The sequence below is a fragment of the Mesorhizobium sp. WSM4808 genome (assembly GCF_055811675.1).
On sequence record NZ_JBVVQX010000010.1, the window covers coordinates 1 to 23,599 of the forward strand.

Sequence of the window (23,599 nt, forward strand, 5' to 3'; positions counted from 1 at the left end):
GAGTAGGGGAGTAGGGGAGTAGGGGAGTAGGGTGGGTTCGAGGGCATTCCAAACATACTCCCTTATTCCCCTACTCCCTTACTCCCATAAATTCTAATTCCCCGACACCAGCGTATCCGTGATCTCAAACCGCTCGGCCTCGCCGATGCGGATCATGTTGAGGCTGCCCTCCCGAGTGAAGCGGAAATTGCTGGGCGCGTCGGAGCTGGCCGGCCGGCCGGCGTCGAAGGCGATGACGCGCGTGCCCCCGTCGGGCCAGGTGATCGTGACGTCCACATTGTCGCTGCCCTTGCGCACGACATTGATCCCGCAACGCGTCATCGGCTCGCCGACATAGCGAGCGCAAGGAATTTCGCTGGCGCCGGGGGCGGAAGCGGGCGGGACGTCGGGCGCCGCCAGCGCCAGTACGTACGCATCCTGCATGGCGGCGCGGCCGATTTCGGCGGCGGATTTTGGCGTGCTTTCGGCTGCCGGACCGGCGCCGCCAAGCCGCGCTGTCAGGTCGGGCGGCGGGACCGGCGCGCTGTTGGCCGAGCCGGTGGCGTGGGATTGATCCGGCGCCGAGGCCTGCCCGGTCTCATTGGCGCTGCCGGTGGAGGCAACCACCGGCGCATCGGCCGGTCTTGTCTCACCTTCGACATAGGGGGCCGGATTGAGGGGGATGAGATAGCGCGCCGGCGCCCAGCCGCTCAGCTTCTCCTTGCCCGTGCTTTCGACCTTACACCATTTGTAGCCGTTGATGTCGTTGCAGCCGAGATTGGTGACCATGTCGCCGCTGCTCAGCCGCGCCTCGACCGTGGCGACCGGCGATGCGGTGGTGCGGACTTTGAGAAGGTCATCCGGTGCCAGGCCGGTGACGACTGAGATGACGAGCTCCGGCGCCTCTTGGGCCATATCTTCAGCCATAGCGGGGGCAATCACCGGCCATGCCGTCATCAACAGCGGAGCCGCAATCAGCGCATGGAGGGTTGTTCGGAGCGTAACTGTGCGCCTCATCGTTTGGCCGTGCGCTGATACCGTGCCGCGGCGGATCGAGCCCGCCGCAAGCCCGGCCGGTTTTATAAGGGACGACGCGGCGCCATGTAAGCCCGAAAATTCGGCTCGCCGTTTCGCCAGCCTCAACCCGGACCGCCGGGCCGTGAGGCAGCTCAGCTGGACGGGCATGAACGCGCAAGAGCGTTCAGCCGGGCATGAACGCAAGAGCGTTCAGCCGGGCAGGGGCATGAACCCTGTTCTGAGCGCGTGAGCCCATTCCGGCCGGCCCGCCTGTTCGGCTTGCCTGGCGGCCGCCTCGTGGTCGTAGTCGACGGCGATGGCCTCGAAGCGGTCGGGCTGGCCGTTGCTGCCCAAGGTGACGATGCCGTAGCGCGCATACGGCGAGCCCTGCTCGGAGACATGCGCCGGCGGCGTGGAATCGTCATAGGCAGGGCAGCCGATGCTGCCCGGATTGAAGATGACGGGACCATCGGGGACGCGGATCAGTTCCGCGCGGTGGCTGTGGCCGCACAGCGCGATGCGGCAAGCCGGGTCGAGCGTCTTCAGCCGCCGCCGGATCGCCGCCAACGGCGCACGCACCAGCTGGCCATTGACGATGGTATCGGCGAGATATTTCTCGTCATGGTCGGGACGGGCGTGGAAAGCGATGATTGCGGGTGCGATCTCCAGTGTCAGCGGTTGGGCGAAAAGCACCTGGCGCTGTGCCTCGGTCAGCCGCTCCTGCGCATAGACGTCGGAGGGCCACATGGTGTCATCAGCGGGGTCGGCGGCGACACGGCGGTCGTGGTTGCCGCGCACCGTCGGCAGGTTCAGCGCCTCCAACCGCGCAAACGTCTCGCGCGGCCAGAGCGGGCCGGAAACGCTGTCACCGAGATTGACGGTCAGGTCGGCGCCGCCGCGCCGGCGAAGGTCATCAAGCACGGCGTCGAGCGCCAGCACATTGCCGTGGATATCGGCGAGTACGGCGATGCGCATTTTCGGAAGGCTCCTGTGTGACGCCGCTTTTCCTTTTGCCCACGTCCGTGGGGCGAGGAACCCAAGTTCTGCAAGGTCAGGCGTGGATTTCGATGTCGTGGCCGCCGACCGCCGGCAGTGCCGGATCGTCGCCGGCGGCGGCGATGACGCTGTCGAGCAGGCCGGGGAAGCGGGCGTCGAGATCGGCGCGGCGCAGTGTGATCATGCGGTTGGTGCCGACCACTTCGGCGCGGGTGACGCCGGCCTCGCGCAGTTTGGCCAGGTGGTAGCTCAGATTGGTCTTCGAGCCGAAATCGAGGAACTGGCTGCAGTTCAGCGGCACGCCTTGCTTGCTGGCGAGATAGCGCACGATGGCGAGCCGGGTCGGATCGCCGAGCACGCCAAGCACGATCGGCAGGCTGATCTGGTCCGTATTGGGGTGTGGCAAGGTCATGGCTCGAAACTAAGCACAGTCGGGTCCGATTTCAACGCATCCATCATTGTTGCCCCGCACGCGACCTTTCTCCATCTGGCGCCGACCTGTGCTGACACAGGGCTGTCAGGAAGGTTCAGCTATTTTTCCCTGGCTTCATTGACATGATGCCCTATTATGTCCAATTGTTCAATAACTTTTGAACTAAGGACATCCCGCCATGGACAAGCGCCTTTTCTGGCTCGCGCTCGGATCGTTCACGATCTCGACCGAAGGCTTCGTCATCTCCAGCCTTCTGCCCGACATCGCGGCGGATGCCGGTATCTCCATTCCGCTGGCCGGCACGCTGATCACCGCCTTTGCGCTCGCCTATGCGATCGGCACGCCGATCCTGGCGACGCTGACAGGCGAGTGGGACCGGCGCCGCGTCATCCTGTGGACGCTGGTGTTCTTCGTGCTCGGCAACGTCGCCGCTGCCTTGAGTTCCTCCTTCGAACTGCTGCTGATCGCGCGCATCGTCATGGCGCTGTCGTCGGGCCTGTTCGCCGCAACCGCGCAAGGCACCGCGGTGGCGCTGGTCGATGACCATCACCGGGCGCGTGCCATCGCCGTCGTCGTCGGCGGCACCACGGTGGCCGTTGCCCTGGGTGCGCCACTGGGCGCGCTCGTTGCCACCGTTGCCGGCTGGCGCGGAACCTTTTTTGCCATCGCCGGCCTTGGCGCGCTTGCCGGCGCGATCCTTTGGTACCGGCTGCCGCGGGGCATCGTTGGCACCAGGCTGCCCTTGAAGCGCAGGCTGGCGGCAGCGCTGCGTCCCGGCGTGATGCCGATCCTGTTGACGACAGTGCTGGCGCTGATCGGCGCCTTCACCGTCTTTGCCTATGTCGCGCCGCTTGCCATCGAGGGCGGCGGTCTCAGCCAGATCGCGCTGCCCGGCATGCTGCTCGCCTTCGGCGTCGGCGCCGTCATCGGCAACATTGGCGGCGGCCAGGCTGCCGACCGGTTCGGCGCGACCCGCACCGTCGGCTGGTCGTTGGCGCTGAGTGCCGGCATGCTGGTCTTGCTGTCGGTCATCCCGACCTTTCTGCCGCCGCATATTGCCGGACCGGCGCTGATGGCGATGATGGTGCCGTGGGGCATCGTCGGCTGGGCCTTCCCGCCGGCGCAGGCCAGCCGCATCATCAAGCTGGCGCCCGACGCCGCCCCGATCGTGCTGTCGCTCAACGCCTCGGCGCTCTATCTCGGCGTGGCGCTGGGCGCCGTGGTCGGTGGCGCCGTGCTGCGCTACGGCGCGCCGGCCGATCTTGGCCTGGTCGCCGCGATCTTCCCGATCATCGGGCTTGGCATCGTGGTGGCCGGCCGCCGGGCGGCTCGGCCTGTAGAGATGCCTGCCGAGTAATCTCTTTGAAAGCCGTTGGCCGGCTCAGCGGGCCGGCGGCAGATCAAAATCCAGCGCGGCGATGTCATCCAGCGCCGCGCGCAGCTTTTCAGCCTTGTCCCTGCCGACGACATCCTCGAAACGCTGCTGGGCGATCTGCCACAGTTTCATCGCCGCCTCGAGCTTGGCCAGCCCCTGCGGCGTCAGCCGCACACGCTTGACGCGGCGGTCGTCCGGATCGGCGAAGGTCTCGACATAGCCGTCGCGGATCAGTGGCTTCAGTGTATGGCCGAGCGCCGACAGGTCCATGATCAGCGACGTGGCGATGGCCCCCATCGCCGGCTCCTCGCCGATATGGATCTGGTAGAGCAGGCCCTGCTGCGTCGCCTTGAGGCCTGATGGCTCCACCACATCATCATAAAACTTGCCGAGCTTGCGCGTCGCGCGGCGCAGCGCGGCGTTGTTGCAGAGCGTGAGGCCGGGCAAGCTGTCCTTTGACATGATGGTCCTTGGCGCCGGCGAATGAGGCCCGGCTGCACCCCTCAAATAATCCCCGTCCGTATCATTGACAAGATAGTGGCATATGCCTACTTCCCAATTAGTGGTATATGCCACTAAATCAATCACGCGGCTTTCGGTAGCGCGGCAGATGCCACGGCGCCGGGTCAGTCGAAACGAACCAGATCAGTCGAAGAAGGAACAGGACAATGAGTGGACAGGGCAACAAGGGCACGGCGGTCGTCACCGGTGCTTCGTCGGGCATCGGCGCGGTCTATGCCGACCGGCTGGCGGGGCAGGGCTACGATCTGGTGCTGGTGGCGCGGCGCGCCGACCGGCTGGAGGAACTGGCCGGGAAGCTGCGCCAGACCTATGGCCGCAAGGTCAGCGTGATCAGCGCCGACCTTTCCAACGACGGCGACGTCCGCCGCGTCGAACAGGCGATCGCCAGCGACGACAGCGTGACGCTGCTGGTCAACAATGCCGGCCTTGGCGGCCAGTCCGTGGTGGCAATCGCCGATGCGGACGCTGCCGAACGCATGATCAAGGTCAATGTCATCGCCCTGACGCGGCTGACCCGTGCCGTGCTGCCGGGGTTTTTGGCGCGCAACAGAGGTGCGGTCGTCAACATCGCCTCCGTGCTCGCCTATGAGACCTCGTTCGGCGGCATCTACAGCGGCACCAAGGCCTATGTCGTCAACTTCACCGAGGCTCTGCACCGCGAGGTGGAGGGTACGGAGGTGAAGGTGCAGGTGGTGCTGCCGGGCGCGACACGGACGGATTTCTGGGAGCTTGCCGGCAGCGATATCGACCAGCTTCCGAAGGAAATCATCATGAGCGCCGACGATATGGTGGATGCGGCCCTTGTCGGCCTTGCCAGGGGTGAAGCCGTCACCGTGCCGGCGCTCGCCGAGCCGGCCAAACTGGACATTTTCCTCGGTGCCCGGCAGGCCTTCTACGGCAGCCTGCACGCCGACAAGCCGGCGGCCCGCTACGCGGCTTGAGGGTTTAGGCTGGTTCGCTTTACGAACCAAAAGGCCCATCATCCGGCCGCTTCGCGGCCACCTTCTCCCCGCTGGGGAGAAGAGACCGGCGCCGGCGCTGACAATCTCCTCTCCCCGAGGGGAGAGGTCAGCCGAGCGAAGCGGAGGCTGGGTGAGGGGGCCTTGCGTCCAACTCAGGCCGTCCGCCACATCGGAATGATCGAGGCGGCCAGCACCAGTGCCAGCACGATGTTGAGCGCGCGCCATTGCCATTCGGTCTTGAGCAGCCGCGCCAGCACCATGCCGGCCACGCACCACAGTGAAAGCGAGGCGGCGGCCGCGAGGCCGAAGGTGGCGCCGAGCAGCAGCGCAAGCTGCACCGGTCCGCTGGCCAATGCCGCGAACGAAGCCGCGGCGCCCAGTCCCATCGCCCAGCCTTTCGGGTTCATCCATTGAATGCCGGCGCCGCCCAGAAAGCTGTTCGGCCTGGCCATGCTCACATCCAGATTGGGCGGTCCGCTGCGGCCGATCTTGATCGCCAGCCAGAGGAGATAGAGCGAGCCGATGACCTTCATGGCCAGTTGCAGCGAAGGCACGGCAAGCAGCAGACCGGCAAGCCCGGCGGCAGCGGCACCCGTGACGGTGGCGAGGCCGGCGGCGCTGCCGACCAGCAGGGGCACGGAACGGCGAAAGCCGAACTGCGCGCCGGACGCCGTAGACAGGGTCGTGGCGATGCCGGGCGTGGTGGTGGCGACGATGGCAAAAAGGATGAGCGGGAGAATGGGCTCGAGCATGCGGCGTCCTCTGTCAGAGGGCTGCGATCGTAGCTGCGTGCGAACTTCAGTAAATGCAATGTTTGCCATGGTCAGCATTAGGATAGATAATGCCACCCATGATCCGAAATCTCGACATGGCGCTGATCCGCACCTTCATCACCGTCGCCGACAAGGCCAGCATGACGGCGGCGGCCAATGCGCTGCACCTGACGCAAGGTGCTGTCAGCCAGCAGGTCAAGCGGCTGGAGGAGGCGCTCGGCTCCAGCCTGTTTACGCGCGACCGGCGCGGCTTGCGGCTGACGCGCACCGGTGAACAGCTGTTCGGCAGGGGCAAGCGGTTGCTGGCCTTGAATGACGAGATCTGGGCTGAGATGGCTGGGACATCGGTGGCCGGCCAGGTGCGGCTGGGCGTGCCCTACGACCTTGTCGGCACCTTGCTGGCGCCGGTGCTGAAGACCTATGCCGAGACCTATCCGCAGATCGAGATATCGCTGGTCTGCGCCTCGTCGCCGGAACTGACGGCTGCCCTTGCGGCCGGGACCATCGACCTTGCGGTGATCGAGGAACGCGTCGGCCCGTCGGCCGGTGAGTGCCTTGCCATCGATCGGCTGGTCTGGGTCGGTGCCAAGGGCGGCATTGCCCGCGCCAAGCGGCCGCTGCCGGTCTCGATCGTCGCCGATACCTGCGCCTTCCGTCCGGCGGTGCTGGCGGCGCTCGGTGAGCATGGGCTGGAGTGGCGCACCGTGTTCGAAAACGGCAACATCGACGCGACGACCGCGACGGTGCGGTCGGACCTTGCCGTCACCACCTGGCTGGCCTCCACCGTGCCGGCCGATCTGGACATACTGCCATCGGAGTCCGGCCTGCCGCCGCTGCCGAATTTTGCCATCAACCTGCATCTGCCGAGGCACGGTGTCGGGCCGGCGGCGCAGGAATTCGCGCGACATATCCGCGACGGGCTGGCGCGGCGGCCGGTGGCTGCTTGAGCCAGGCAGAACTTGGGTTCCTCTCCCCCGTCGATCGGGGGAGAGGTGTCGAGTTGTCCGAACCGGATAGATAGGTAACAGAATGGACCGATAGCATGGGTGACAGTTTTCTTGCTGGTCGGGTATGCCTGTCTTGCGGCGGCGGCGCGATTGACGAGCGGCTTCCCCCACTCCGTCGCTGCTTCGCAGCGCCACCTCTCCCCCCTCCGGAGGGAGAGGAAGGGAGCCAACCTTTCTAAAGCTCGCGCCTTTCCTCTACCCCGTCGATCGGGGGAGAGGTGGCTCGGCGAAGCCGAGACGGAGTGGGGGTCGATCTTTCATCGTGGGGCGAGGAACCCAGGTCCTGCTACTTCCAGTTCTTGCGCCGTTCGAGCTCGGCCTCGGATGGCTCCCCTGTGACAAACGAGCCGACCTTGATCTCGCCTGATCGTTCGTAGGTCGCCATGATGACGCCTGTGCTGGTTGCCTGCGACTTGATGAGCTTGAAGGCGGCCGGCATCGCGCTGTCGCCGAACAGCCGCTTGCCCTTGCCCAGCAACAGCGGGAAGATCATCAGCCGAATTTCGTCGATCAGCCCGTTGGCGAGCAAGGTCTGGATCAGATCGCCGGATCCCTGGATGAGCAGGTCAGGGCCATCCTCCTGCTTGAGACGGCGCAACTCCGCAACGATATCAGGCCCGAGCGATTGCGTGTTCTGCCAGGTGAGGGTGTCAGGCCGATGCGTCGCCACATATTTGGTCGCGGGGTTGAAGGCATCCGCGATCGAATCTTTCTGATACGGCCAGTAGGCGGCGAAGATGTCGTAGGTTCTGCGGCCGAGCAGCAGGGCGAAAGGCTTGGAGAACAGTTCATCCATGGCTGCGCTCCCCGCCTCGTCGAAGTAATGGAAGGTCCAGCCGCCGAACTTGAAGCCGCCGACCGGATCCTCTTGCGGGCCGCCGGGCGCCTGCATGACGCCGTCTAGGCTGACGAATGTCGCCGAGATGATCTTTCTCATTCCAGTGCTCCCGTTCTTCTGTCCACGCCGTCGTGGCCGGACTTCAGCCCAAGGACGGGCGACGAGCCACCAGTCCGACATATAAATTTTGGCGAACCACCATCATTTGCGAGGCCCGGGGTGGAGATCTTCCGACGAGAACCAGACATCGCCCGATATGGCGGTGGCGGTGTCGTCCGGCGCCCTGTCCTGCACCAGCCAGATCGAGCGGCTGCGCGCGGCCTGCTCGCGGGTCGGGATCCTCGACGCTGAGTCTGCGAGCGAGGCGCCGACGCAGGGAATGAACCACGATCGCATGAACGGATCGCAGGCGAAGCCTTTTTCGGTGCGGATCACCATCACCGCCAGCGGGACGCGCTCGGCCGGGCGCCAGGGGAAGATCATGCGGCCGCCGGGCCGCAGCGCCTTCAGCCACCCTGCTGGTGGCGCTGCGACGCCAGCATTGACGTAGATGATGTCGGATGGCGGCAGGGGCGTCGTCACCGCATCGCCATGGACGACCGTTGCATTGCCATATGCTTCGAGATTTTTGCGCGCCAGATCGGCCAGCTTTTCGTCGAGTTCGAAGCCGGTGACGGTGCCGCCTGGTAAAACCAGCCTGGCCAGCACGGCGGTGTAGTAGCCGGTGCCGGCGCCGATATGAGTGACGGCCTCGCCAGGTTTAGCCGCAAGCTTTCCGATCCACATGGCATGCAGGAAGGGCTCGCCATTGTTGATGCCCTTGTCGTCGTCGAGCGTCACCAGCACGTTCTGGTAGACATGGGCCGGGTCGGCGCTCGGCGTCGTGACCTTGCCGTTGCCGGCGATGACCGTCCACGGACCGGGACCGAGAAACGCTTCGCGCGGCACCTCGGCGAAAGCCGCTTCCAGGCGTGGATCGGGCGAGCCGGCATGGGCGACCAGCAGCCGCGCGTAGAATTTCCTGATGTCTTCGATCCCGGCCATGCTGCGGGACAACATAGCGCGGATTGTCGATTTGTCGCGAGACTACCCTTTGCGCACGGTAGTTGATTTTCGAAGCGGAGCTTAGCCGATGCCGAAGATGGTGTCGTAGAGCAGCTTGAAGTTGAGCCCCAGGATCACCGCGGCGACTACCCAGGCAAGGGCGGCGACGCCGCGCGGAATGGCGAGATTGCCCATCTTCTTTTTGTCGGAGACGAACTGCACCAGCGGGACGACCGCGAAAGGCAACTGCATCGACAGGATCACCTGGCTGAACACCAGCAACTGGCCGGTGCCCTTTTCGCCATAGAGCGCGGTGACGACCACCACCGGGATGATGGCGAGGCCGCGCGTCAAGAGCCGGCGTGCCCAGTTGGGGATGCGCAGGCGCAGGAAACCCTCCATGACGATCTGGCCGGCAAGCGTTGCCGTCACCGTCGAGTTCAGGCCGGACGCCAGCAGCGCCACCGCGAACAGGATCGAGGCGATGCTCAAGCCAAGCAGCGGCGACAGCAGCTCGAATGCCTGGCCGATCTCGGCGACATCCTGGTGGCCGGTGTTGTGGAAGGCGACCGCCGACACGATCAGGATGGCGGCATTGACGAACAGCGCCAGCATCAGGGCGATGGTCGAGTCCGTCGTTGCCCATTTGATGGCGTCGCGCTTGCCTTTGTCGGTGCGCTCATAGGCACGGGTCTGCACGATAGAGGAGTGCAGATAGAGATTATGCGGCATGACGGTGGCGCCGATGATGCCGATGGCGATGTAGAGCATCTCCGGGTTGGTGACGATCTGCGACGACGGCACGAACATGGCATGCAGGATCGAGCCTGCCGGCGGGGCGGCGACAAAGATCTGGATGGCGAAGCAGCTGAAGATGATGATCAGCAGCGCGATGACGAAAGCTTCGAGATAGCGGAAGCCCTTGTTCATCAGCAGCAGCACGAGGAAGGCGTCGAGCGCCGTCAGCATGGCGCCGCTGATAAGCGGAATGCCGAACAGGAGTTGCAGCGCGATCGCGGTGCCGATGACTTCGGCCAGGTCGCAGGCGATGATGGCCAGTTCGCAGGCGATCCACAGCACGAAATTGACCGGACGGGGATAGTAGGCGCGGCAGGCCTGGGCGAGGTCGCGGCCGGTGGCGATGCCGAGCCGTGCCGCCAACGCCTGCAGCAGGATCGCCATCAGGTTGGACAGCATGATGATGAACAGCAGCGTGTAGCCGAACTGCGCGCCGCCGGCGAGATCGGTCGCCCAGTTGCCCGGATCCATATAGCCGACCGAGACCATGTAACCGGGACCCATGAAGGCGAACAGGCGGCGGAACCAGACCCCCGAACTCGGAACGGCGATGGAGGAATTGACTTCACGCAGGCTGGGCTGCTCGTCCTCGTCGGGCCTGGCGAACCGCCATGAGGAACGGGAGGCTGTGGCTTCGGCTTCGGACATGGGGGAGGGCTTTCCGGGAGACTGGGCGATGTTCCCTAAGCTATGCCATGGCTCAACATTATGCAATATGCTATATTTCATTGTCGTTGCTTTTCATCCGGCCGGCGGTCATCGGGTGGAAACGGCAATCGGAAGCGCTGGTTGCACCTGTGGCGCAATGCAAATAAACGGCCTGAAGAATCAGAGCCCGTGCTATGAAAGCATGGATGGCAAATAGTCCTGGGAGGAGCGCGTATTGGCGCTGAAGAACAGACCGGTCCCGCGCGAGCCGCTGCTTGACGCCGAAATTCATTCGGAGGGCTTCCGGCAGCAGCGCGAAGCGCGCCGCAGCGCGCTGGTCGAGGATTATGTCGAGCTGATCGCCGACCTGATCGAAGACGGCAACGAGGCGCGCCAGGTGGACATCGCCGCACGCCTGGGCGTCGCCCAGCCGACAGTGGCCAAGATGCTGACCAGGCTGTGCGCCGACGGCCTGGTGTCGAGAAAGCCCTATCGCGGCGTGTTCCTGACCGATGCCGGCCGCAAGGTCGCGGAGCAAAGCCGCATCCGCCATCAGACGGTGGAAGCCTTTTTGCGCTCGCTTGGTGTCAGCGCCGAGACGGCGCGCATCGACGCCGAAGGCATCGAGCACCATGTCAGCGCCGAGACGCTGGAAGCTTTCCGCAAGGCGATGACGGCGCGCTGAGCCGCCAGATTTCCGGCGCTGCCGGAACCGTCGCACGCCGGGCACGTTGCTCCCGACAGCGCGCGTTTTGTCGCGCGAACGGAGGAAGCGATGGGCATCGAACAAGCACCGACCGCAAAGGGCAAGCAGGCGGCCGCGGGACTGAAACAGGCGGCGGCGAGGGACGAGCGCAAGACCGAGGCGGAAACCGGCCGTCCGCTTAAAAAGGGCGCGGCGCGTTTCGAGGAACGGTCGAAGAGCTCTGACGGCAAGAGCGCCGGCGCCAAACAGGAAGATTAGGCGTCTGACGTGATTGGCTGCAGGCCAAGGCCGCTGTTGGACGTGGTTTACGTCCTTTCTTGCGGCAGTGTCTATCGCCCTCCGCTATGGCTGCGGGCGTTCGAGCCTTTTGAAAGGTCCAGTGGACCTTTCAATTTGCCTGCGGCAAACCGTTCCCTCACTCCCTGACATCCTGCACCCAGCTGCGCGGGTGGCCGTCGACGCGGAACTGGAAGATGAAATAGGGCGGGATGCAGGTGCCTTTGCCGGCTTTTGCCTGCACCAGATCGTCATAGCCTGCGGTGCAGATATAGTCCTCGCGGCAGGGATGCGCCTTGTCGCAGGCGCGCAGGCCGGCGGTCTTGGTGAATTCCTTCGTGCAGAATTTGTGGTCCTTGCCCGACGCGATGCAGTCGTTGAAGCCGGTCTTGGCCAGACGTCCGCACGTCGCCTCGCCGGGAAGCTTGTCGCAGCTCGCCTTGCGCAGCATGCCACCGGGAAAGCCGCCGGTCTTCTGCTGCGGATTGTCGTAGCGCTGGCGCGCCGCGCCATAGCCGGCGAGCTTGACCGGCGGCTTCTTGTCCCGCGCCGGGTCGATGGCGCAGGCCTTGGCGGTGGCCGGGGAGAGGCGGCAATACTGGTCGTTGCCCCAGGTCGACATCTTGATCTCGCCGAACTCGACCGGGTCGCCGACGGCCGTGCCGGCCTCGCTGACGCAGGTGCCGAAGCCCGGATGGATGGCGCTTTCATGGACGCCAGCGCAGCGCAGGCCGGTGCCGCAGGTCCAGTCCTTGAAACTTGGGTCCTCGCCGCGATAGCAGATCGAGCCCCAGCCATTGTAGAGGTCGGTGCCTTTCAGCGCCTCGGCATATCTGGCGTCCGGACGGGCGGCGAAGCCGCGCGTAAAGTCCGGGTGACTGCCGGCGGCGAACTGCTCGACGATGGCGCGGCGGCGCGGCAGGTCGGCGAAGAACACAGCCGAGCCCGGCACGAAGACGGCGTTGCGGCGCGGCTCGCTGGCCGGATCGGCGCCGGTGTAATGAAAGCCGGCAATGCCATGCGTCTGATGGCAACCGGTGCAGCTCATCTCGTTGAGCCGCAATTTGAAGCCGGCCGCCGACTTGATGGTGGCGAGCGTATTGCCCCTGGCGACGTAGTCCTTCAGCGCCTTGTCGATGTCGGCGTCGTCGACCAGCCCGTAGACGATGTTGTTCTGCGACCGGCTGAGGCCGCCGGGTGCGACGGAGACGGCGCTCCTGGCCAGGAATTTTTCATCGATGACCAGCCGGCCATGGTCGAGGTCGTAGATGTTGCGGTCGGTGAGCAGCCATTTGGCGAAAGACGGCTTGTCGGCCAGCACGGTGGCGCGGTCGATCTGGTTTTCCATCTTCGCTTCATAGAAGCTGGACGTCGCCGGATCCCATTTGAAGATCTTCAGGAGGTATTCGGCATGACCGCCGAAATCGCGCCGCGTCGAGGCAGACAGGCGCAGCACCTGCATGTTGAGTTCGAGTCGCATGATCTGCGACGACTTGAGCATGGCGCCCGACAGCGGCCCCTCGTCGGAGCGCAGCCAGGCGGCAAGCTGGTCGGGTGGCAGGTCTTTCTTTCCGGCTGCCAGCCAGCGCTGGGCAACATCGGCGCAGGACCCGTCGGTGGCGCTTGGCAGGTCCTTGGAGGCGCGCGCTTGTGCCTGCCTGGGTTTGGCGTTGAACACCAGGCTCATGGTCAGCGGCAGCCGCGAGGAAATGCGCTGGCCTCCCTTTCCCTTCACCGGCTTTTCAGCAATCGAATAGTGGAAGCGATAGATCAGCCGGATCTCGCCGCATTCAGTGTGGCCGAGATAGCCGCGGTCCATGCGGTTGACGACGCCGGTGAGGTCCAGCGTCGAGCCGTCGTCGTCGATGTATTTTGGATTGAATTTCTGGCTGGTGTCCTTTGATCTGGCCATGTCGGCGACATAGGGGTCCGGACTGGTCTTCGGCTCGTCGGCGATCTGCTGCTTGACTGTGTCGCGCACCGTCGCCAAAGCCGGTACCGAGAACAGACCGCGATTGTCGACCTCGCGGGTCAGGCCGAGCGCTGGCCCCAGCAGGCGGCTGATCGACAGTCCGCCACGCTCCAATGCCTGCAAGGTGGCGGGGTCGGTGACGGCAACGCTGGAATCGAGCGTCACCGCGCCGGCTACCGGCGTGCCGAGGCAAAACAACGCCGCAATCAGCGACAGGAACGAACCGATCGTCTTCAAGCCCAATACATCCCCCATCCACGAGCAATGCTACAGGCCTTGCGCACTCTCGGCCAGAGCGGTGAGGCCGTCATGCCAGAACCGCCGCGGTCTGGAAAAATGCTGTGACTTGGAGCAACCATTGAGATAGTTGTTTGTTGGGTCGAGCCCCGCAACAACGGGGAAGTTTGCAGCGCGAGGAGTTGCCATGCTCTGGAGAGGCCGTCGTCAGAGTGACAATATCGAGGACGACCGCAGCGGCGGTGGCGGGCTCGGCGGCGGCGGTGGCCAGTTCCGCATTCCGATCGGCGGTCGCACCGGTGGCGGCGGCAGCATCTTCCTCGTCATCCTGGTGGTGCTGGCCGGATGGTATTTCGGCTTCGATCCGTCGACGATCCTGGGTGGCGGCGGCGGCGGACTGGCGCCGGGCGGCGGCGGTCAGATCACCGACAACAGCGGCCAGGACAGCGGTGCCACACCTGCCAATGACGAGATGAAGCAGTTCGTGGCGACCGTGCTGGCCGAGACCGAGGACACCTGGTCCGGCATCTTCAAATCTCAAGGCCTGACCTACGAGGATCCGAAGCTGGTGCTGTTTTCCGGCCAGGTCCGCTCGGCCTGCGGCTTCGCTTCAGCGGCGGCCGGACCGTTCTATTGTCCCGGCGACCACAAGGTCTATCTCGACATGACCTTCTTCCAGCAGCTCGACCAGCAGTTCGGCGCCTCGGGCGAATTCGCCCGCGCCTATGTGATTGCGCATGAGGTCGGCCACCACGTGCAGAACCTGACCGGCATCATGTCCAAGTTCAACCAGATGCGGCAAAGCATGGGTGAGGTCGAAGCCAACCAGATGTCGGTGCGAATCGAGCTTCAGGCCGACTGCTTTGCCGGCGTGTGGGCGCATTACACCGGGCAGAAAGGCATATTGGAGCAGGGCGACATGGAGAGCGCGCTGAACGCCGCCAAGCAGATCGGCGACGACACGCTGCAGAAGAAGACGCAAGGCTATGTCGTGCCGGAAAGCTTCAACCACGGCACCTCGCAGCAGCGGCAGACCTGGCTGGCGCGTGGTTACAAGAGCGGCAAGCTGTCGGAGTGCAACACGCTGAGTGGGCCGATCTGACCAGGCCGTTTTCGAGCTTCACCTGCCGGCGATGTTGCCGTCAGGGGCTGTCAGGATGAACGCATCCGGATTGTTCCCTTATTGTTCCTTGCCGCGGGCTCGCCTATAAGTGCGTCCGCCTGCGCCTGAGGGCGAGCAGAGGAGCTTGATCCTGCATGATCGACCCCAAAACCGCCAGACGGGGCCTTGCGCTCGTCTTCACAACGCTGCTGCTCGACATTATCGGCTTCGGCATGATCATGCCGGTGCTGCCGGCCTATCTCCGGGAATTGACCGGGGTCAGCATCAGCGGTGCGGCGATCGAAGGCGGCTGGCTGTTCTTCGTCTATGCGGCGATGCAGTTCGTCTTCGCGCCGATCATGGGCGGCTTGAGCGACCGGTTCGGACGCCGCCCGATCCTGCTCGCCTCGGTGCTGACCTTCTCCATCGACAATCTGATCTGCGCGGTCGCCTGGTCCTACCCGATGCTGTTCATCGGGCGTGTGCTGGCCGGCATTTCAGGCGCCAGCTATTCGACGACTTCAGCCTTCATCGCGGATATCTCGAACGATGAGAACCGGGCAAAGAATTTCGGCCTGCTCGGTATCGCGTTTGGCGTCGGCTTCGTCATCGGGCCGGTTCTGGGCGGGCTGCTCGGCACGTTCGGGCCGCGCGTGCCATTCTATTTCGCCGCCGGGCTCGCCTTCGTGAATTTCCTCATTGCGTTGTTTTTCCTCCCGGAAACGCTCGATGACAAGCATCGCCGCCGCTTCGAGTGGAAACGCGCCAACCCGGTCGGCACGCTGCTGCAGATGCGCCAATATCAAGGCATCGGCTGGATCGGGCTTGTCTTCTTCCTGATGACGCTCGGACACATGATGTATCCGGCGGTCTGGTCGTTCGTCTCCAGCTACCGCTATGGCTGGAGCGAGCAGCAGATCGGCTTCTCGCTCGGCGCCTTCGGCCTGTGCGGTGCGATCGTCATGGCGACGGTGCTGCCGCGCGTGATCCCGAGGCTTGGCGAGTGGAAGACGGCGGTCATCGGCCTGACATTCACGGCAGCCAGCGCTTTCGGCTATGCCTTCGCGTCGCAAGGCTGGATGATCTATGCGGTGATCGTCGTCGGCTGTCTGGAAGCACTGGCCGATCCGCCGCTGAGGAGCCTCGCCGCCGCCAAGGTGCCGCCTTCGGCGCAGGGCGAGTTGCAGGGCGCGATGACCTCGATCTTCTCGATCACCTCGATCATCACGCCGCTGCTCTATACGGCGATCTTTTCCTGGTTCACCGGGCCAAGCGCGCCGGTGACCTTCGGCGGTGCGCCCTATCTGGTCGGCGCATGTTTTCTGACGCTGGCGGTCATCGTCTTCGTCACCAAGGTGGCGAGGCCCGCGGCGCGCGCAAATGTCACCGCCGGCGCCGCCGAAGATGGAGCGCAGGTGTGAGTCACAGCCGCATTGCGCTGACTCGGGACGGACTGTCGCTGTCGCGGTTGGTCTTCGGCGCCTCGCGTCTGCTCGACAGCGCCGCCCGCCCGGATGCCGATCAGGTCGCACGGCTGATCGGCACCGCCGTCGATCTCGGACTGACCAGCTTTGATCATGCCGACATCTATGGGCACTATGAGGTTGAAGCGGCCTTCGGCGCCGGGCTGGCGCGCTGGAAAGGCAAGCGCGACAGCATCGAACTGATCTCGAAATGCGACATCATGAAGAAATCGCCAAACCGGCCGGACAACCGGCTGAAGCACTACGATACCAGCGCCACTCATATCGCGGCCTCGGTCGACCGCTCGCTCGCCAATCTCGGCACCGACTATCTCGACCTGTTGCTGCTGCATCGGCCGGACCCGTTGATGGATGCCGATGAGACGGCGCCGGCACTGGCCGGCCTGGTCAAAGCCGGTAAGGTGAGGGCGGTCGGCGTCTCCAATTTCACGCCGTCGCAGTTCGATCTGCTGGCCTCGCGAATGCCGTTCGCGCTCGCCACCAACCAGATCGAGATGTCGGTGCTGAAGACATCAGCGCTGACCGACGGCAGCCTCGACCACGCGCAGCGCCTTGCCTATGCGCCGATGATCTGGTCGCCGCTCGGGGGCGGCTCGCTGTTCACCGGCAAGGAGGGGCGCGAGGCGCGGGTGCGGGCAGCGCTTGCCGAGGTGGCAGCGGAAATCGGTGCCGGCGATCTTGCCGCAGTCGCCATCGCCTGGCTGCTGCGCCACCCGGCCCGATTGGTGCCGGTGCTGGGTTCGATGAAGCCGGAACGGCTGGCCGCCATGGTCAAGGCGCTTGATATCGGGCTCGACCGCCAGCAATGGTTCGCCGTCCTGGAAGCCAGTGAAGGCCGGCCGGTGGCGTAGGATGAGAACTAGATTCTTTGTTTGTCGCAATTCCCGGACGGGAAACCGTTTCACACTTTTCCTGGGATTGCTCTAGGGTTCGATCCATTCGCCGGGGATATCCAGCGTCTTTGCCAGCATGGCACTGGTCTGCGGCGATGGTTTGCGACGATTGGATTCGAGGTCCGACAGGAAACCCTGGCTGACACCAATGGCAGTCGCCAAATCGGCTTGGGTCAGGTTGCGCCAATTGCGCAGCGCTTTGAGCCGGCTCGAGCCCCGCAGGATATCCATCGTCACGGCAGCGGGCAGGGGCTTTTCCGTTTTGAGCTCGGCCTTCCGTTCATCGTAGATCGCCACATCCGCAGCATCTTCCACGGCTTCTTCAGCGGCATGCAGCAATGCCTCGTAGTCGGCCTTCGGGATGACGACCAGTTCTTCGCCGGTTGAGGTCTTGATGATTTGCGGGGCGTTCATGATGTCCTGTCCTATGGCCTGCTATAGGTCGTCGTTTCACGCTTGCCGATGTAGATCGCGAGAATCGTGGTGCGGTCTTCGTCGAATATGACGCGATAGCGGCCGATACGCAGTCTATAACCGTTCCGGCCGGCAAGACGCTTTACATCTCCACGACCGCTGACGGCGTAAGTGATCAAACCCTCGGAAACCTGCTCGCGGACATCCGCCGGCAGGTTATCGAGATCGCGAGCCGCCGATACCGAAAGGATGATCGTCTTCACAACAAGCAATATCGCACATTTATCGCTTTGTGTTAAGCGATATCGCTAACAGCATTCTAAAGGATCAAGCCCGTTCGGCCAGCAATTCCTCGCCGCGCTTCTCGCGGATTAGATTGACGAAGCGACGGAACAGATAATGCGAGTCCTGCGGGCCGGGCGAAGCCTCCGGGTGATGCTGGACCGAGAACACCGGCCGGCCGGTCAGCGTGATGCCGCAGTTCGAACCGTCGAACAGCGAGACGTGGGTTTCCTCGACGCCCGATGGCAGCGAGTCGGCATCGACGGCAAAGCCGTGGTTCATCGAGACGATCTCGACCTTGCCGGTGGTGTGATCCTTGACCGGATGGTTGGCGCCGTGATGGCCCTGGTGCATCTTGGCGGTCTTGCCGCCCAGCGCCAGTGCCAGCATCTGGTGGCCGAGGCAGATGCCGAACACGGGGATGTCGGTCTTCAACAGATCCCGGATGACCGGCACGGCATAATCACCGGTGGCTTCCGGGTCGCCGGGGCCATTGGAGAGAAAAATGCCGTCCGGCTGCATGGCAAGGATTTCTTCGGCGCCGGTCTTGGCCGGCACCACCGTGACCTTGGCGCCGAGGCCGGCGAGCAGGCGCAATATGTTACGTTTGACGCCATAATCGATGGCGACGACATGCATTGTCGGTTCGGTCTGTTCGCCAAAGCCTTCGTTCCACACCCAGGGCGTCTCGCGCCAGACCGAGGACTGGCCCGAGGTGACATCCTTGGCGAGGTCGAGGCCGATCAGGCCCGACCATGCGGCGGCGCACCGCTTCAGATCGTCGAGATCGAACACGCCGTCGGGCGCGTGCGCGATCACGGCGTTGGGCATGCCCTTTTCGCGGATCAGCGCGGTCAGAGCGCGCGTGTCGATGCCCGACAGGGCGACGATGCCGCGCTTCTTCAGCCATTGGTCGAGACCGGTGCCGGCGCGATAGTTGGAAGGGTTGGTGACATCGGCCTTGAACACGGCGCCGACGGCACCGGCGCGGGCGGCGGGATTGAGGTCCTCGATGTCCTCGTCATTGGTGCCGATGTTGCCGATATGCGGGAAGGTGAAGGTGACGATCTGGCCGGCATAGGAAGGGTCTGTGAGGATTTCCTGGTAGCCGGTCAGCGCCGTGTTGAAGCAGACTTCGGCGACGGCGGAGCCGGTGGCGCCGAGGCCGCGACCTTCGATGACGGTGCCGTCGGCCAGCACCAGAAGGGCGGTCGGCTTTTCAGTGGCCCAAGCGGGGGTCAAGGTGGGCGTCATCTCGGCCATGCGGCACTCCTATCAGGCCGCGCGCTGCAACCGGCCCGGCGGGCCATCTGCGCGGCAAACGGCGCGAAGCGGCGATTTCGCGGCTCCCACGCAGTCAAATTTCCGTTCATGCAAGGCCCAGTACATAGGGGAAGGGGGCAGGGCGGTCAATGATCATGCGAAATGCCGCCATGTTTTATTTCGCCTAGCAAAATCAGTGGCTTGCCCCGGCATATCAGGGTTTGCCTTGGCTTGCGCCTGGCGCTATTGTCCGCGCCGATCGAAGGAGAATGCACCATGCGCGGCAAAATCGCCGAATCCCTGAAGAGCGCGATGAAGGCGCAGGACAAGCACCGGCTGCCGACATTGCGGCTGATCCAGGCCGCCATTCACGACCGCGACATTGCCAATCGCGGTTCGGGCAAGGAGCCGGCCAGCGACGAGGAGATCCTGCAGATCCTGGCCAAGATGGTGAAACAGCGCGAGGAATCGGCCAAAGCCTTCGACGACGGCAAGCGGCCGGAACTGGCTGCGCAGGAGCGTGGCGAGATGGAGATCATCCGCACCTTTCTGCCGACGCAGTTGGACGATGCGGCGGTGACGGCTGCGGCGCGCGAGGCGATCGCCGCGACCGGTGCGGCCAGCCAGAAGGACATGGGCAAGGTGATTGCCGCGCTGAAGCAGAAATATGCCGGCCAGATGGATTTCGGCAAGGCGAGCGGCATCGTCAAGGGCCTGCTGCAGTAGGATGCTGCTCATCTCGTCGCTTGCGTGGCCGACCGGGCGCTCCCGGAACCCAGATCCGTCCGGAATCGAAGTCCAGGAGTTGGAACTCGGATACCGCTGAGATGTTTATCCGTCATGCAACTGGAGAGATGTCATGACTGAGAACGAAACCCGCTATGAAACCGGTGCGACGAAATATCCGGCAAAGACCGATGCCGACGCTTCCGATGAATTCTCCCAGGATGCGGCCGCCAACAAGAAGCCCGTCGGCGGCATCGGGCTCACCCGCCGGATGGGCGAAGTGGAAGACCGAACCCGCCAATCGGAGGGACAAAACCCGCCAAGGCAAGTCACGCCGAGCGCCGCAACCGAAAAGACGTCCGGCGCCGGCCCCGCTATCGCGGAGCGTTCAAAGGACGCCAAGGCTCCGAAGAGCGGCCGCCAGCCTGGAGCGTATGTCAAGAAGTGATCGCTGGACGGGACCCGAGAGGTCCTGGCATTGCACGGCCGGTCATCAGCGACCGGTTGCCACTTGCGCCTTTCGCGACTGGTTGGTGGGTGTCTGTCCGGCGGGCCCCGTCGGCTCCAATGCACGGCGCAATGTCGGGGCTTCCTGCTGGATATGATCCCACAGCCGGTTGGCGATCGGCCCATGCGGTCGGTCGCGGCGCCGCGCCACCACCAGTTCGTCGGTGCGGCCCGGCAGATGGCGGCCGGCAATGGATTGCAGGCGCCCGTCATGCAGTTCTTCCTCGATCAGGAAGCGGGGTAGGTGGCCCCAGCCAAGGCCCTGCAGGATGATCTCCTTCTTCATGCCCTGGTCCGCGACGAGGCATTGCGGCGCGCCTTCGATCAGCGAATAGTTTTGTTGTGGCGAATGGCGGGCGCTGTCGCGCATGACGCATTGGGTGAGTGCCTGCATCTGGTCCAGAGTGATCGGCTGCTCGATACGCCCGGGCAGAAAGCCCGGCGCCACCACGGGAATGAAGGACACCTTGCACAGATCGACCCATTCCACCCGCGCATCGCCCTTGTCGACCCAGTGCAGGATCAGATCGGCTTCGTCATCGAATAGACGCTCCCATGGGCCGCCCACCGCTTCAAAATGCAGATGCAGGCGCGTGCCGGGGCACTGTGCGAAGAACCGCCCGAGCATGCCCAGCACATGCGGGCGCGGGCACAGGTCGCCTATCACCACGTGGATCTCGCTTTCCTCACCCATCGCCAACTGGGCGGCATGGACGCGCAAACCGTCCAACTCGCGCAGCAGCGATAGCGCTCGGCGGTGGAACGAAAGCCCGGCCTCGGTCGGACGCACGCGATAGCCGTTGCGGTCCAAAAGGATAAGGCCGAGCTGTCGTTCCAGCTTGGCGACGGCGGCGAACACCGCCGGGTGCGAGCGATACAGCATGGCCGCCGCAGGCTGAAAACCGCCGGTGCGGACCACCGCATCGAAGCATTGCAGGTCGTGCAGGGTGAATTCGGCCATGTCAGTTTTTATTACAGAGATTGTCCTATCTTTGTAATATCAACAAAATCGCTCCACGGCTAGGCTCTGTCTCGTTCAACGTTCCAGAAGGAATCTCATCATGAATGAGCTTAATTTCGTCACCACGGGCGACGGCACGCGCATCGCCTACCGCTTCGATGGCGAGGCAAGCAAGCCGGTGCTGGTGCTGTCGAATTCCATCGGCACCACGCTGCACATGTGGGACAGGCAGATCGGCGAATTGTCGAAGCATTTCCGTGTCCTGCGCTACGACTTTCGCGGCCATGGCGGATCGAGCGTTCCGGTCGGCGCCTACTCGCTCGACCGGCTTGGCCGCGACGTCATCGAGTTGCTCGATGCGCTCGACCTACAACGCGTACATTTCCTTGGCCTGTCGCTCGGCGGGTTCGTCGCGCAGTGGCTCGGCATCCACGCGCCCGAGCGGATCGACCGGCTGATCCTGAGCAACACCTCGTCCCATCTCTCGCCGGCAAGCTATTTCGACGAGCGGATTGCCGCGGTGCGGCAGGCGCCGGACATGTCGGAAACCGCCGAGACGTTCCTGAGCAACTGGTTCCCCGCGTCGATAATTGCCGCCAACGAGCCGGTGGTCGAAGAGTTTCGCACCATGCTGCTGGCTATCGACCGGCAAGGTCTGGCGGGTCTGTTCGCAGCGGTTCGCGACGCCGATCTTCGCCGCACCGTAGCACTGATACAGCGGCCGACGCTGGTGATCGCCGGTCGGCACGACACGGTGACAGCAGCCAGCCACAGTGAGATGATTGCGGCGGCGGTGCCCGGCGCGAAGCTGATAGTGCTGCCCGCGGTCCATCTGTCGAACATCGAATATCCGGCAGAGTTCATCCAGGCTGTGGTCGATTTCCTGCGCTGAGCTGGAGCGCGACGGAAAGGCGTCCGGCACCAGTCCGGCGGTCGCCGAAACGTTCAAAGGACGTACTGGTTCAGAAGGCGGGGCGGCGGCCTCGGTCAACGTGAGCGCCTCGGTGAACCGAGCCATCTGGCGAAAAGCTTATTCAACGCCTTCGGAACGATCCCGTCACCTTGCCATTATCAGCACGAGAGCCGGCTCGGACAGGCAAGCGCCGTGACCCGACCTTAGAGGCGGCCGATGACTTTCGAGCGCCAACACGAACACACCGGAGGAAGCGATGACTGGACGCAAAACCCATGACCAACAAATTCGCATCATTGAAGAGCGGGAAAACACAAAGAATGCCGGCAAGGATTTCGATTCAGAGGCGGATCTGAAACGATCAGCGGCGGAACGCGAAGCGCTGCGCAAAGGATCGGACATGAGAACCGACACACCTGACCTCGTCGATCCGGACGACCGAAACATCCTTCGCGGCAAAAATCAGGAAAGCGTCCATCACAAAAATCGTCCTGACGACTAGATGAGCACCGATCCTGGAACATTTGTCATAGATTGGAGGCAGCCCATGGCACGCGGGAGCAAGAAACACATCGGAGCAGGTTCACAGGGAAAGGGTTCTGGCACAGGCGCCATGACCGTAACGCCAAAGGACAAGCTCGAAGAAAACCAGGTTCTGTCCAATCGCGACAAGGCGCAGCATTCCAAAGAACGCGGTTTGGACTCCAGGCAGGTCGCGACTGAGCAGCACCAGGATCATGCCGCCAACCGTTTGCGGGACTGACGCCCTCAGGGGCGCCAGCTGCCGAGTAGCCGTCAGATTCGTTGCTGTCGCTATTTGACGCCGAGACTTTCGGGCCAAAGCGCCTGGATTTCTTTCGGCAGGGCATCGCGCACCTTGGCCGATTGGCCAAGATCAACATGCCGTGCAAGAACTCGGAACACCGAGCGTGCCGCCTCCTCGGGATCGACGGGGCGGATCGATTTCAATTCCTCGCCGATGTGCTGCGAGAAGTTTTCAAGGGAGCGCGTTTTGTCCGGCTCGGCTGCGGGCCGGTAGTGCTCGTAATAAGCGCCGCGCACCAGGAGCGGCAGTTCCGCCCCAAGTTTGGCCGCAAGCCCGATCTGCAGCCTGTCCCTTACGGTCCGCAAGACCGCGCCCAATATGTGCCATGCAATCCGCCGATCCGGACCATGATCGTCCATGATCTCGTCGAGCCAGATGTTGGTCGTCTGCAGCGTCCTGTCAAAAACATCCAAACCGGTAGCGCTCATCATCGCCTCCTCATCAAATTCATGTCTGGTTTCGAAACGATGCTCGGGGACAATCGTTTCGCTATCTGTCGACAAAATTGGCTCGGTCTGTGATCCGGCTCTTCTCCGGGATCACGGAACGGCTCTTGGTTGCGCTGGAACCCCTTCCGAAGCAGTTCGTTCCTTGGGTGGCGGCTTTGAGGAGTTGGTTGGGTGGGGGAGCGCGTCCCGCAACAGG

General features: G+C 63.9%; 27 protein-coding genes. 13 read left to right on the forward strand and 14 right to left on the reverse strand.

What is annotated here, in order from left to right; translation table 11 throughout:
- Window positions 1–93: 93 nt before the first annotated feature.
- From AC0L2U_RS18685 to AC0L2U_RS18695, 3 genes are all read right to left on the reverse strand, one after another.
- Window positions 94–894, reverse strand: coding sequence for an SH3 domain-containing protein (locus AC0L2U_RS18685; protein WP_473602450.1), 801 nt, complete (start codon window positions 892–894; stop codon window positions 94–96).
- 312 nt (window positions 895–1,206) lie between these two features.
- Window positions 1,207–1,971 carry a metallophosphoesterase family protein gene (locus tag AC0L2U_RS18690; protein WP_473602451.1) on the reverse strand — a complete coding sequence of 255 codons (765 nt, stop codon included), beginning with the start codon at window positions 1,969–1,971 and terminating at the stop codon, window positions 1,207–1,209.
- A gap of 76 nt (window positions 1,972–2,047) precedes the next feature.
- Window positions 2,048–2,404: an ArsR/SmtB family transcription factor gene (locus tag AC0L2U_RS18695; protein WP_127260980.1), complete on the reverse strand. Its 357-nt coding sequence runs from the start codon at window positions 2,402–2,404 to the stop codon at window positions 2,048–2,050.
- Window positions 2,405–2,603: 199 nt separating this feature from the next.
- Between AC0L2U_RS18695 and AC0L2U_RS18700 the strand changes: the two genes are divergently transcribed.
- The gene (locus AC0L2U_RS18700) at window positions 2,604–3,782 is read left to right on the forward strand and encodes an MFS transporter (protein WP_127383298.1); all 1,179 of its coding nucleotides are present in this window, start codon (window positions 2,604–2,606) and stop codon (window positions 3,780–3,782) included.
- Between the two features lie 24 nt (window positions 3,783–3,806).
- Here the strand turns inward: AC0L2U_RS18700 and AC0L2U_RS18705 are convergent, their stop codons facing one another.
- Window positions 3,807–4,262: a MarR family winged helix-turn-helix transcriptional regulator gene (locus AC0L2U_RS18705; protein WP_292659514.1), complete on the reverse strand. Its 456-nt coding sequence runs from the start codon at window positions 4,260–4,262 to the stop codon at window positions 3,807–3,809.
- A gap of 206 nt (window positions 4,263–4,468) precedes the next feature.
- Here AC0L2U_RS18705 and AC0L2U_RS18710 point away from each other — a divergent pair, with 206 nt between their 5' ends.
- Window positions 4,469–5,263 (forward strand): SDR family NAD(P)-dependent oxidoreductase, encoded by a 795-nt coding sequence (locus AC0L2U_RS18710; RefSeq protein ID WP_128363756.1) that lies wholly within the window; start codon window positions 4,469–4,471, stop codon window positions 5,261–5,263.
- A gap of 173 nt (window positions 5,264–5,436) precedes the next feature.
- On the opposite strand, the gene AC0L2U_RS18715 is transcribed toward AC0L2U_RS18710, so the two are convergent.
- Window positions 5,437–6,036 carry a LysE family translocator gene (locus AC0L2U_RS18715; RefSeq protein ID WP_127326265.1) on the reverse strand — a complete coding sequence of 200 codons (600 nt, stop codon included), beginning with the start codon at window positions 6,034–6,036 and terminating at the stop codon, window positions 5,437–5,439.
- A gap of 98 nt (window positions 6,037–6,134) precedes the next feature.
- Here AC0L2U_RS18715 and AC0L2U_RS18720 point away from each other — a divergent pair, with 98 nt between their 5' ends.
- Window positions 6,135–7,004: a LysR substrate-binding domain-containing protein gene (locus tag AC0L2U_RS18720; RefSeq protein WP_473602536.1), complete on the forward strand. Its 870-nt coding sequence runs from the start codon at window positions 6,135–6,137 to the stop codon at window positions 7,002–7,004.
- A gap of 346 nt (window positions 7,005–7,350) precedes the next feature.
- Here the strand turns inward: AC0L2U_RS18720 and AC0L2U_RS18725 are convergent, their stop codons facing one another.
- From AC0L2U_RS18725 to AC0L2U_RS18735, 3 genes are all read right to left on the reverse strand, one after another.
- Window positions 7,351–8,001 carry a dihydrofolate reductase family protein gene (locus AC0L2U_RS18725; protein ID WP_127399421.1) on the reverse strand — a complete coding sequence of 217 codons (651 nt, stop codon included), beginning with the start codon at window positions 7,999–8,001 and terminating at the stop codon, window positions 7,351–7,353.
- 102 nt (window positions 8,002–8,103) lie between these two features.
- Window positions 8,104–8,946, reverse strand: coding sequence for a protein-L-isoaspartate O-methyltransferase family protein (locus AC0L2U_RS18730; protein WP_164895679.1), 843 nt, complete (start codon window positions 8,944–8,946; stop codon window positions 8,104–8,106).
- An 81-nt stretch (window positions 8,947–9,027) separates the two neighbouring features.
- On the reverse strand, window positions 9,028–10,392 hold the full coding sequence (locus AC0L2U_RS18735; RefSeq protein WP_127809602.1) for an Nramp family divalent metal transporter: 1,365 nt from the start codon (window positions 10,390–10,392) through the stop codon (window positions 9,028–9,030).
- Between the two features lie 235 nt (window positions 10,393–10,627).
- On the opposite strand from AC0L2U_RS18735, the gene mntR reads away from it, so the two are divergent.
- Both mntR and AC0L2U_RS18745 read left to right on the forward strand, forming a co-directional pair.
- Window positions 10,628–11,077 carry a manganese-binding transcriptional regulator MntR gene (mntR, locus tag AC0L2U_RS18740; RefSeq protein WP_127271216.1) on the forward strand — a complete coding sequence of 150 codons (450 nt, stop codon included), beginning with the start codon at window positions 10,628–10,630 and terminating at the stop codon, window positions 11,075–11,077.
- A 90-nt stretch (window positions 11,078–11,167) separates the two neighbouring features.
- Window positions 11,168–11,356: a hypothetical protein gene (locus AC0L2U_RS18745; protein ID WP_127321885.1), complete on the forward strand. Its 189-nt coding sequence runs from the start codon at window positions 11,168–11,170 to the stop codon at window positions 11,354–11,356.
- A gap of 157 nt (window positions 11,357–11,513) precedes the next feature.
- Here AC0L2U_RS18745 and AC0L2U_RS18750 read toward each other — a convergent pair whose 3' ends face one another.
- The gene (locus tag AC0L2U_RS18750; protein ID WP_245486668.1) at window positions 11,514–13,583 is read right to left on the reverse strand and encodes a hypothetical protein; all 2,070 of its coding nucleotides are present in this window, start codon (window positions 13,581–13,583) and stop codon (window positions 11,514–11,516) included.
- Between the two features lie 187 nt (window positions 13,584–13,770).
- Here AC0L2U_RS18750 and ypfJ point away from each other — a divergent pair, with 187 nt between their 5' ends.
- The 3 genes from ypfJ to AC0L2U_RS18765 all read left to right on the forward strand — a co-directional run bounded on the left by ypfJ (window position 13,771) and on the right by AC0L2U_RS18765 (window position 17,020).
- A complete protein-coding gene (ypfJ, locus tag AC0L2U_RS18755; RefSeq protein ID WP_128288915.1) occupies window positions 13,771–14,685 on the forward strand; it encodes a KPN_02809 family neutral zinc metallopeptidase in 915 nt (304 codons plus the stop codon).
- 155 nt (window positions 14,686–14,840) lie between these two features.
- Complete coding sequence (locus AC0L2U_RS18760; protein ID WP_292679771.1) at window positions 14,841–16,106, forward strand: TCR/Tet family MFS transporter; 1,266 nt, start codon at window positions 14,841–14,843, stop codon at window positions 16,104–16,106.
- Window positions 16,103–17,020, forward strand: coding sequence for an aldo/keto reductase (locus AC0L2U_RS18765; RefSeq protein WP_127397908.1), 918 nt, complete (start codon window positions 16,103–16,105; stop codon window positions 17,018–17,020). The genes AC0L2U_RS18760 and AC0L2U_RS18765 overlap by 4 nt, the downstream gene beginning before the upstream one ends.
- Before the next feature lie 72 nt (window positions 17,021–17,092).
- On the opposite strand, the gene AC0L2U_RS18770 is transcribed toward AC0L2U_RS18765, so the two are convergent.
- The 3 genes from AC0L2U_RS18770 to carA form a co-directional block, all read right to left on the reverse strand.
- The gene (locus AC0L2U_RS18770; RefSeq protein ID WP_127397906.1) at window positions 17,093–17,476 is read right to left on the reverse strand and encodes a helix-turn-helix domain-containing protein; all 384 of its coding nucleotides are present in this window, start codon (window positions 17,474–17,476) and stop codon (window positions 17,093–17,095) included.
- 11 nt (window positions 17,477–17,487) lie between these two features.
- Entirely contained in the window at window positions 17,488–17,739 is a 252-nt protein-coding gene (locus AC0L2U_RS18775; RefSeq protein ID WP_023809686.1) for a type II toxin-antitoxin system RelE family toxin, read from the reverse strand.
- A gap of 64 nt (window positions 17,740–17,803) precedes the next feature.
- Window positions 17,804–19,021: a glutamine-hydrolyzing carbamoyl-phosphate synthase small subunit gene (gene carA, locus AC0L2U_RS18780; RefSeq protein WP_473602453.1), complete on the reverse strand. Its 1,218-nt coding sequence runs from the start codon at window positions 19,019–19,021 to the stop codon at window positions 17,804–17,806.
- 276 nt (window positions 19,022–19,297) lie between these two features.
- Here carA and AC0L2U_RS18785 point away from each other — a divergent pair, with 276 nt between their 5' ends.
- Both AC0L2U_RS18785 and AC0L2U_RS18790 read left to right on the forward strand, forming a co-directional pair.
- A complete protein-coding gene (locus AC0L2U_RS18785) occupies window positions 19,298–19,747 on the forward strand; it encodes a GatB/YqeY domain-containing protein (protein WP_013530126.1) in 450 nt (149 codons plus the stop codon).
- Between the two features lie 133 nt (window positions 19,748–19,880).
- Window positions 19,881–20,195: a hypothetical protein gene (locus AC0L2U_RS18790; protein WP_127396753.1), complete on the forward strand. Its 315-nt coding sequence runs from the start codon at window positions 19,881–19,883 to the stop codon at window positions 20,193–20,195.
- A gap of 45 nt (window positions 20,196–20,240) precedes the next feature.
- Here AC0L2U_RS18790 and AC0L2U_RS18795 read toward each other — a convergent pair whose 3' ends face one another.
- On the reverse strand, window positions 20,241–21,215 hold the full coding sequence (locus tag AC0L2U_RS18795; protein WP_473602454.1) for a LysR family transcriptional regulator: 975 nt from the start codon (window positions 21,213–21,215) through the stop codon (window positions 20,241–20,243).
- A 100-nt stretch (window positions 21,216–21,315) separates the two neighbouring features.
- Here AC0L2U_RS18795 and pcaD point away from each other — a divergent pair, with 100 nt between their 5' ends.
- From pcaD to AC0L2U_RS18810, 3 genes are all read left to right on the forward strand, one after another.
- Entirely contained in the window at window positions 21,316–22,107 is a 792-nt protein-coding gene (pcaD, locus tag AC0L2U_RS18800) for a 3-oxoadipate enol-lactonase (protein WP_473602455.1), read from the forward strand.
- A gap of 277 nt (window positions 22,108–22,384) precedes the next feature.
- A complete protein-coding gene (locus tag AC0L2U_RS18805) occupies window positions 22,385–22,630 on the forward strand; it encodes a hypothetical protein (RefSeq protein WP_023809680.1) in 246 nt (81 codons plus the stop codon).
- A 45-nt stretch (window positions 22,631–22,675) separates the two neighbouring features.
- On the forward strand, window positions 22,676–22,891 hold the full coding sequence (locus AC0L2U_RS18810) for a hypothetical protein (RefSeq protein ID WP_473602456.1): 216 nt from the start codon (window positions 22,676–22,678) through the stop codon (window positions 22,889–22,891).
- 50 nt (window positions 22,892–22,941) lie between these two features.
- Here the strand turns inward: AC0L2U_RS18810 and AC0L2U_RS18815 are convergent, their stop codons facing one another.
- Entirely contained in the window at window positions 22,942–23,382 is a 441-nt protein-coding gene (locus AC0L2U_RS18815) for a DUF2267 domain-containing protein (RefSeq protein ID WP_292139579.1), read from the reverse strand.
- Window positions 23,383–23,599 lie beyond the last annotated feature (217 nt).

What these genes read in the sequence shown, in the direction of transcription:
- AC0L2U_RS18700 (WP_127383298.1), top strand. Translation starts at nt 2,604, where the DNA reads ATGGACAAGCGCCTTTTCTGGCTCGCGCTCGGATCGTTCACGATCTCG.
- AC0L2U_RS18785 (WP_013530126.1), top strand. Translation starts at nt 19,298, where the DNA reads ATGCGCGGCAAAATCGCCGAATCCCTGAAGAGCGCGATGAAGGCGCAG.
- AC0L2U_RS18760 (WP_292679771.1), top strand. Translation starts at nt 14,841, where the DNA reads ATGATCGACCCCAAAACCGCCAGACGGGGCCTTGCGCTCGTCTTCACA.
- AC0L2U_RS18770 (WP_127397906.1), bottom strand. Translation starts at nt 17,476, where the DNA reads ATGAACGCCCCGCAAATCATCAAGACCTCAACCGGCGAAGAACTGGTC.
- AC0L2U_RS18715 (WP_127326265.1), bottom strand. Translation starts at nt 6,036, where the DNA reads ATGCTCGAGCCCATTCTCCCGCTCATCCTTTTTGCCATCGTCGCCACC.
- AC0L2U_RS18730 (WP_164895679.1), bottom strand. Translation starts at nt 8,946, where the DNA reads ATGGCCGGGATCGAAGACATCAGGAAATTCTACGCGCGGCTGCTGGTC.
- AC0L2U_RS18795 (WP_473602454.1), bottom strand. Translation starts at nt 21,215, where the DNA reads ATGGCCGAATTCACCCTGCACGACCTGCAATGCTTCGATGCGGTGGTC.
- AC0L2U_RS18690 (WP_473602451.1), bottom strand. Translation starts at nt 1,971, where the DNA reads ATGCGCATCGCCGTACTCGCCGATATCCACGGCAATGTGCTGGCGCTC.
- AC0L2U_RS18810 (WP_473602456.1), top strand. Translation starts at nt 22,676, where the DNA reads ATGGCACGCGGGAGCAAGAAACACATCGGAGCAGGTTCACAGGGAAAG.
- AC0L2U_RS18705 (WP_292659514.1), bottom strand. Translation starts at nt 4,262, where the DNA reads ATGTCAAAGGACAGCTTGCCCGGCCTCACGCTCTGCAACAACGCCGCG.
- AC0L2U_RS18735 (WP_127809602.1), bottom strand. Translation starts at nt 10,392, where the DNA reads ATGTCCGAAGCCGAAGCCACAGCCTCCCGTTCCTCATGGCGGTTCGCC.
- AC0L2U_RS18745 (WP_127321885.1), top strand. Translation starts at nt 11,168, where the DNA reads ATGGGCATCGAACAAGCACCGACCGCAAAGGGCAAGCAGGCGGCCGCG.
- AC0L2U_RS18710 (WP_128363756.1), top strand. Translation starts at nt 4,469, where the DNA reads ATGAGTGGACAGGGCAACAAGGGCACGGCGGTCGTCACCGGTGCTTCG.
- AC0L2U_RS18720 (WP_473602536.1), top strand. Translation starts at nt 6,135, where the DNA reads ATGATCCGAAATCTCGACATGGCGCTGATCCGCACCTTCATCACCGTC.
- AC0L2U_RS18815 (WP_292139579.1), bottom strand. Translation starts at nt 23,382, where the DNA reads ATGAGCGCTACCGGTTTGGATGTTTTTGACAGGACGCTGCAGACGACC.
- AC0L2U_RS18790 (WP_127396753.1), top strand. Translation starts at nt 19,881, where the DNA reads ATGACTGAGAACGAAACCCGCTATGAAACCGGTGCGACGAAATATCCG.
- AC0L2U_RS18725 (WP_127399421.1), bottom strand. Translation starts at nt 8,001, where the DNA reads ATGAGAAAGATCATCTCGGCGACATTCGTCAGCCTAGACGGCGTCATG.
- AC0L2U_RS18805 (WP_023809680.1), top strand. Translation starts at nt 22,385, where the DNA reads ATGACTGGACGCAAAACCCATGACCAACAAATTCGCATCATTGAAGAG.
- pcaD (WP_473602455.1), top strand. Translation starts at nt 21,316, where the DNA reads ATGAATGAGCTTAATTTCGTCACCACGGGCGACGGCACGCGCATCGCC.
- AC0L2U_RS18685 (WP_473602450.1), bottom strand. Translation starts at nt 894, where the DNA reads ATGGCCCAAGAGGCGCCGGAGCTCGTCATCTCAGTCGTCACCGGCCTG.
- carA (WP_473602453.1), bottom strand. Translation starts at nt 19,021, where the DNA reads ATGGCCGAGATGACGCCCACCTTGACCCCCGCTTGGGCCACTGAAAAG.
- ypfJ (WP_128288915.1), top strand. Translation starts at nt 13,771, where the DNA reads ATGCTCTGGAGAGGCCGTCGTCAGAGTGACAATATCGAGGACGACCGC.
- AC0L2U_RS18695 (WP_127260980.1), bottom strand. Translation starts at nt 2,404, where the DNA reads ATGACCTTGCCACACCCCAATACGGACCAGATCAGCCTGCCGATCGTG.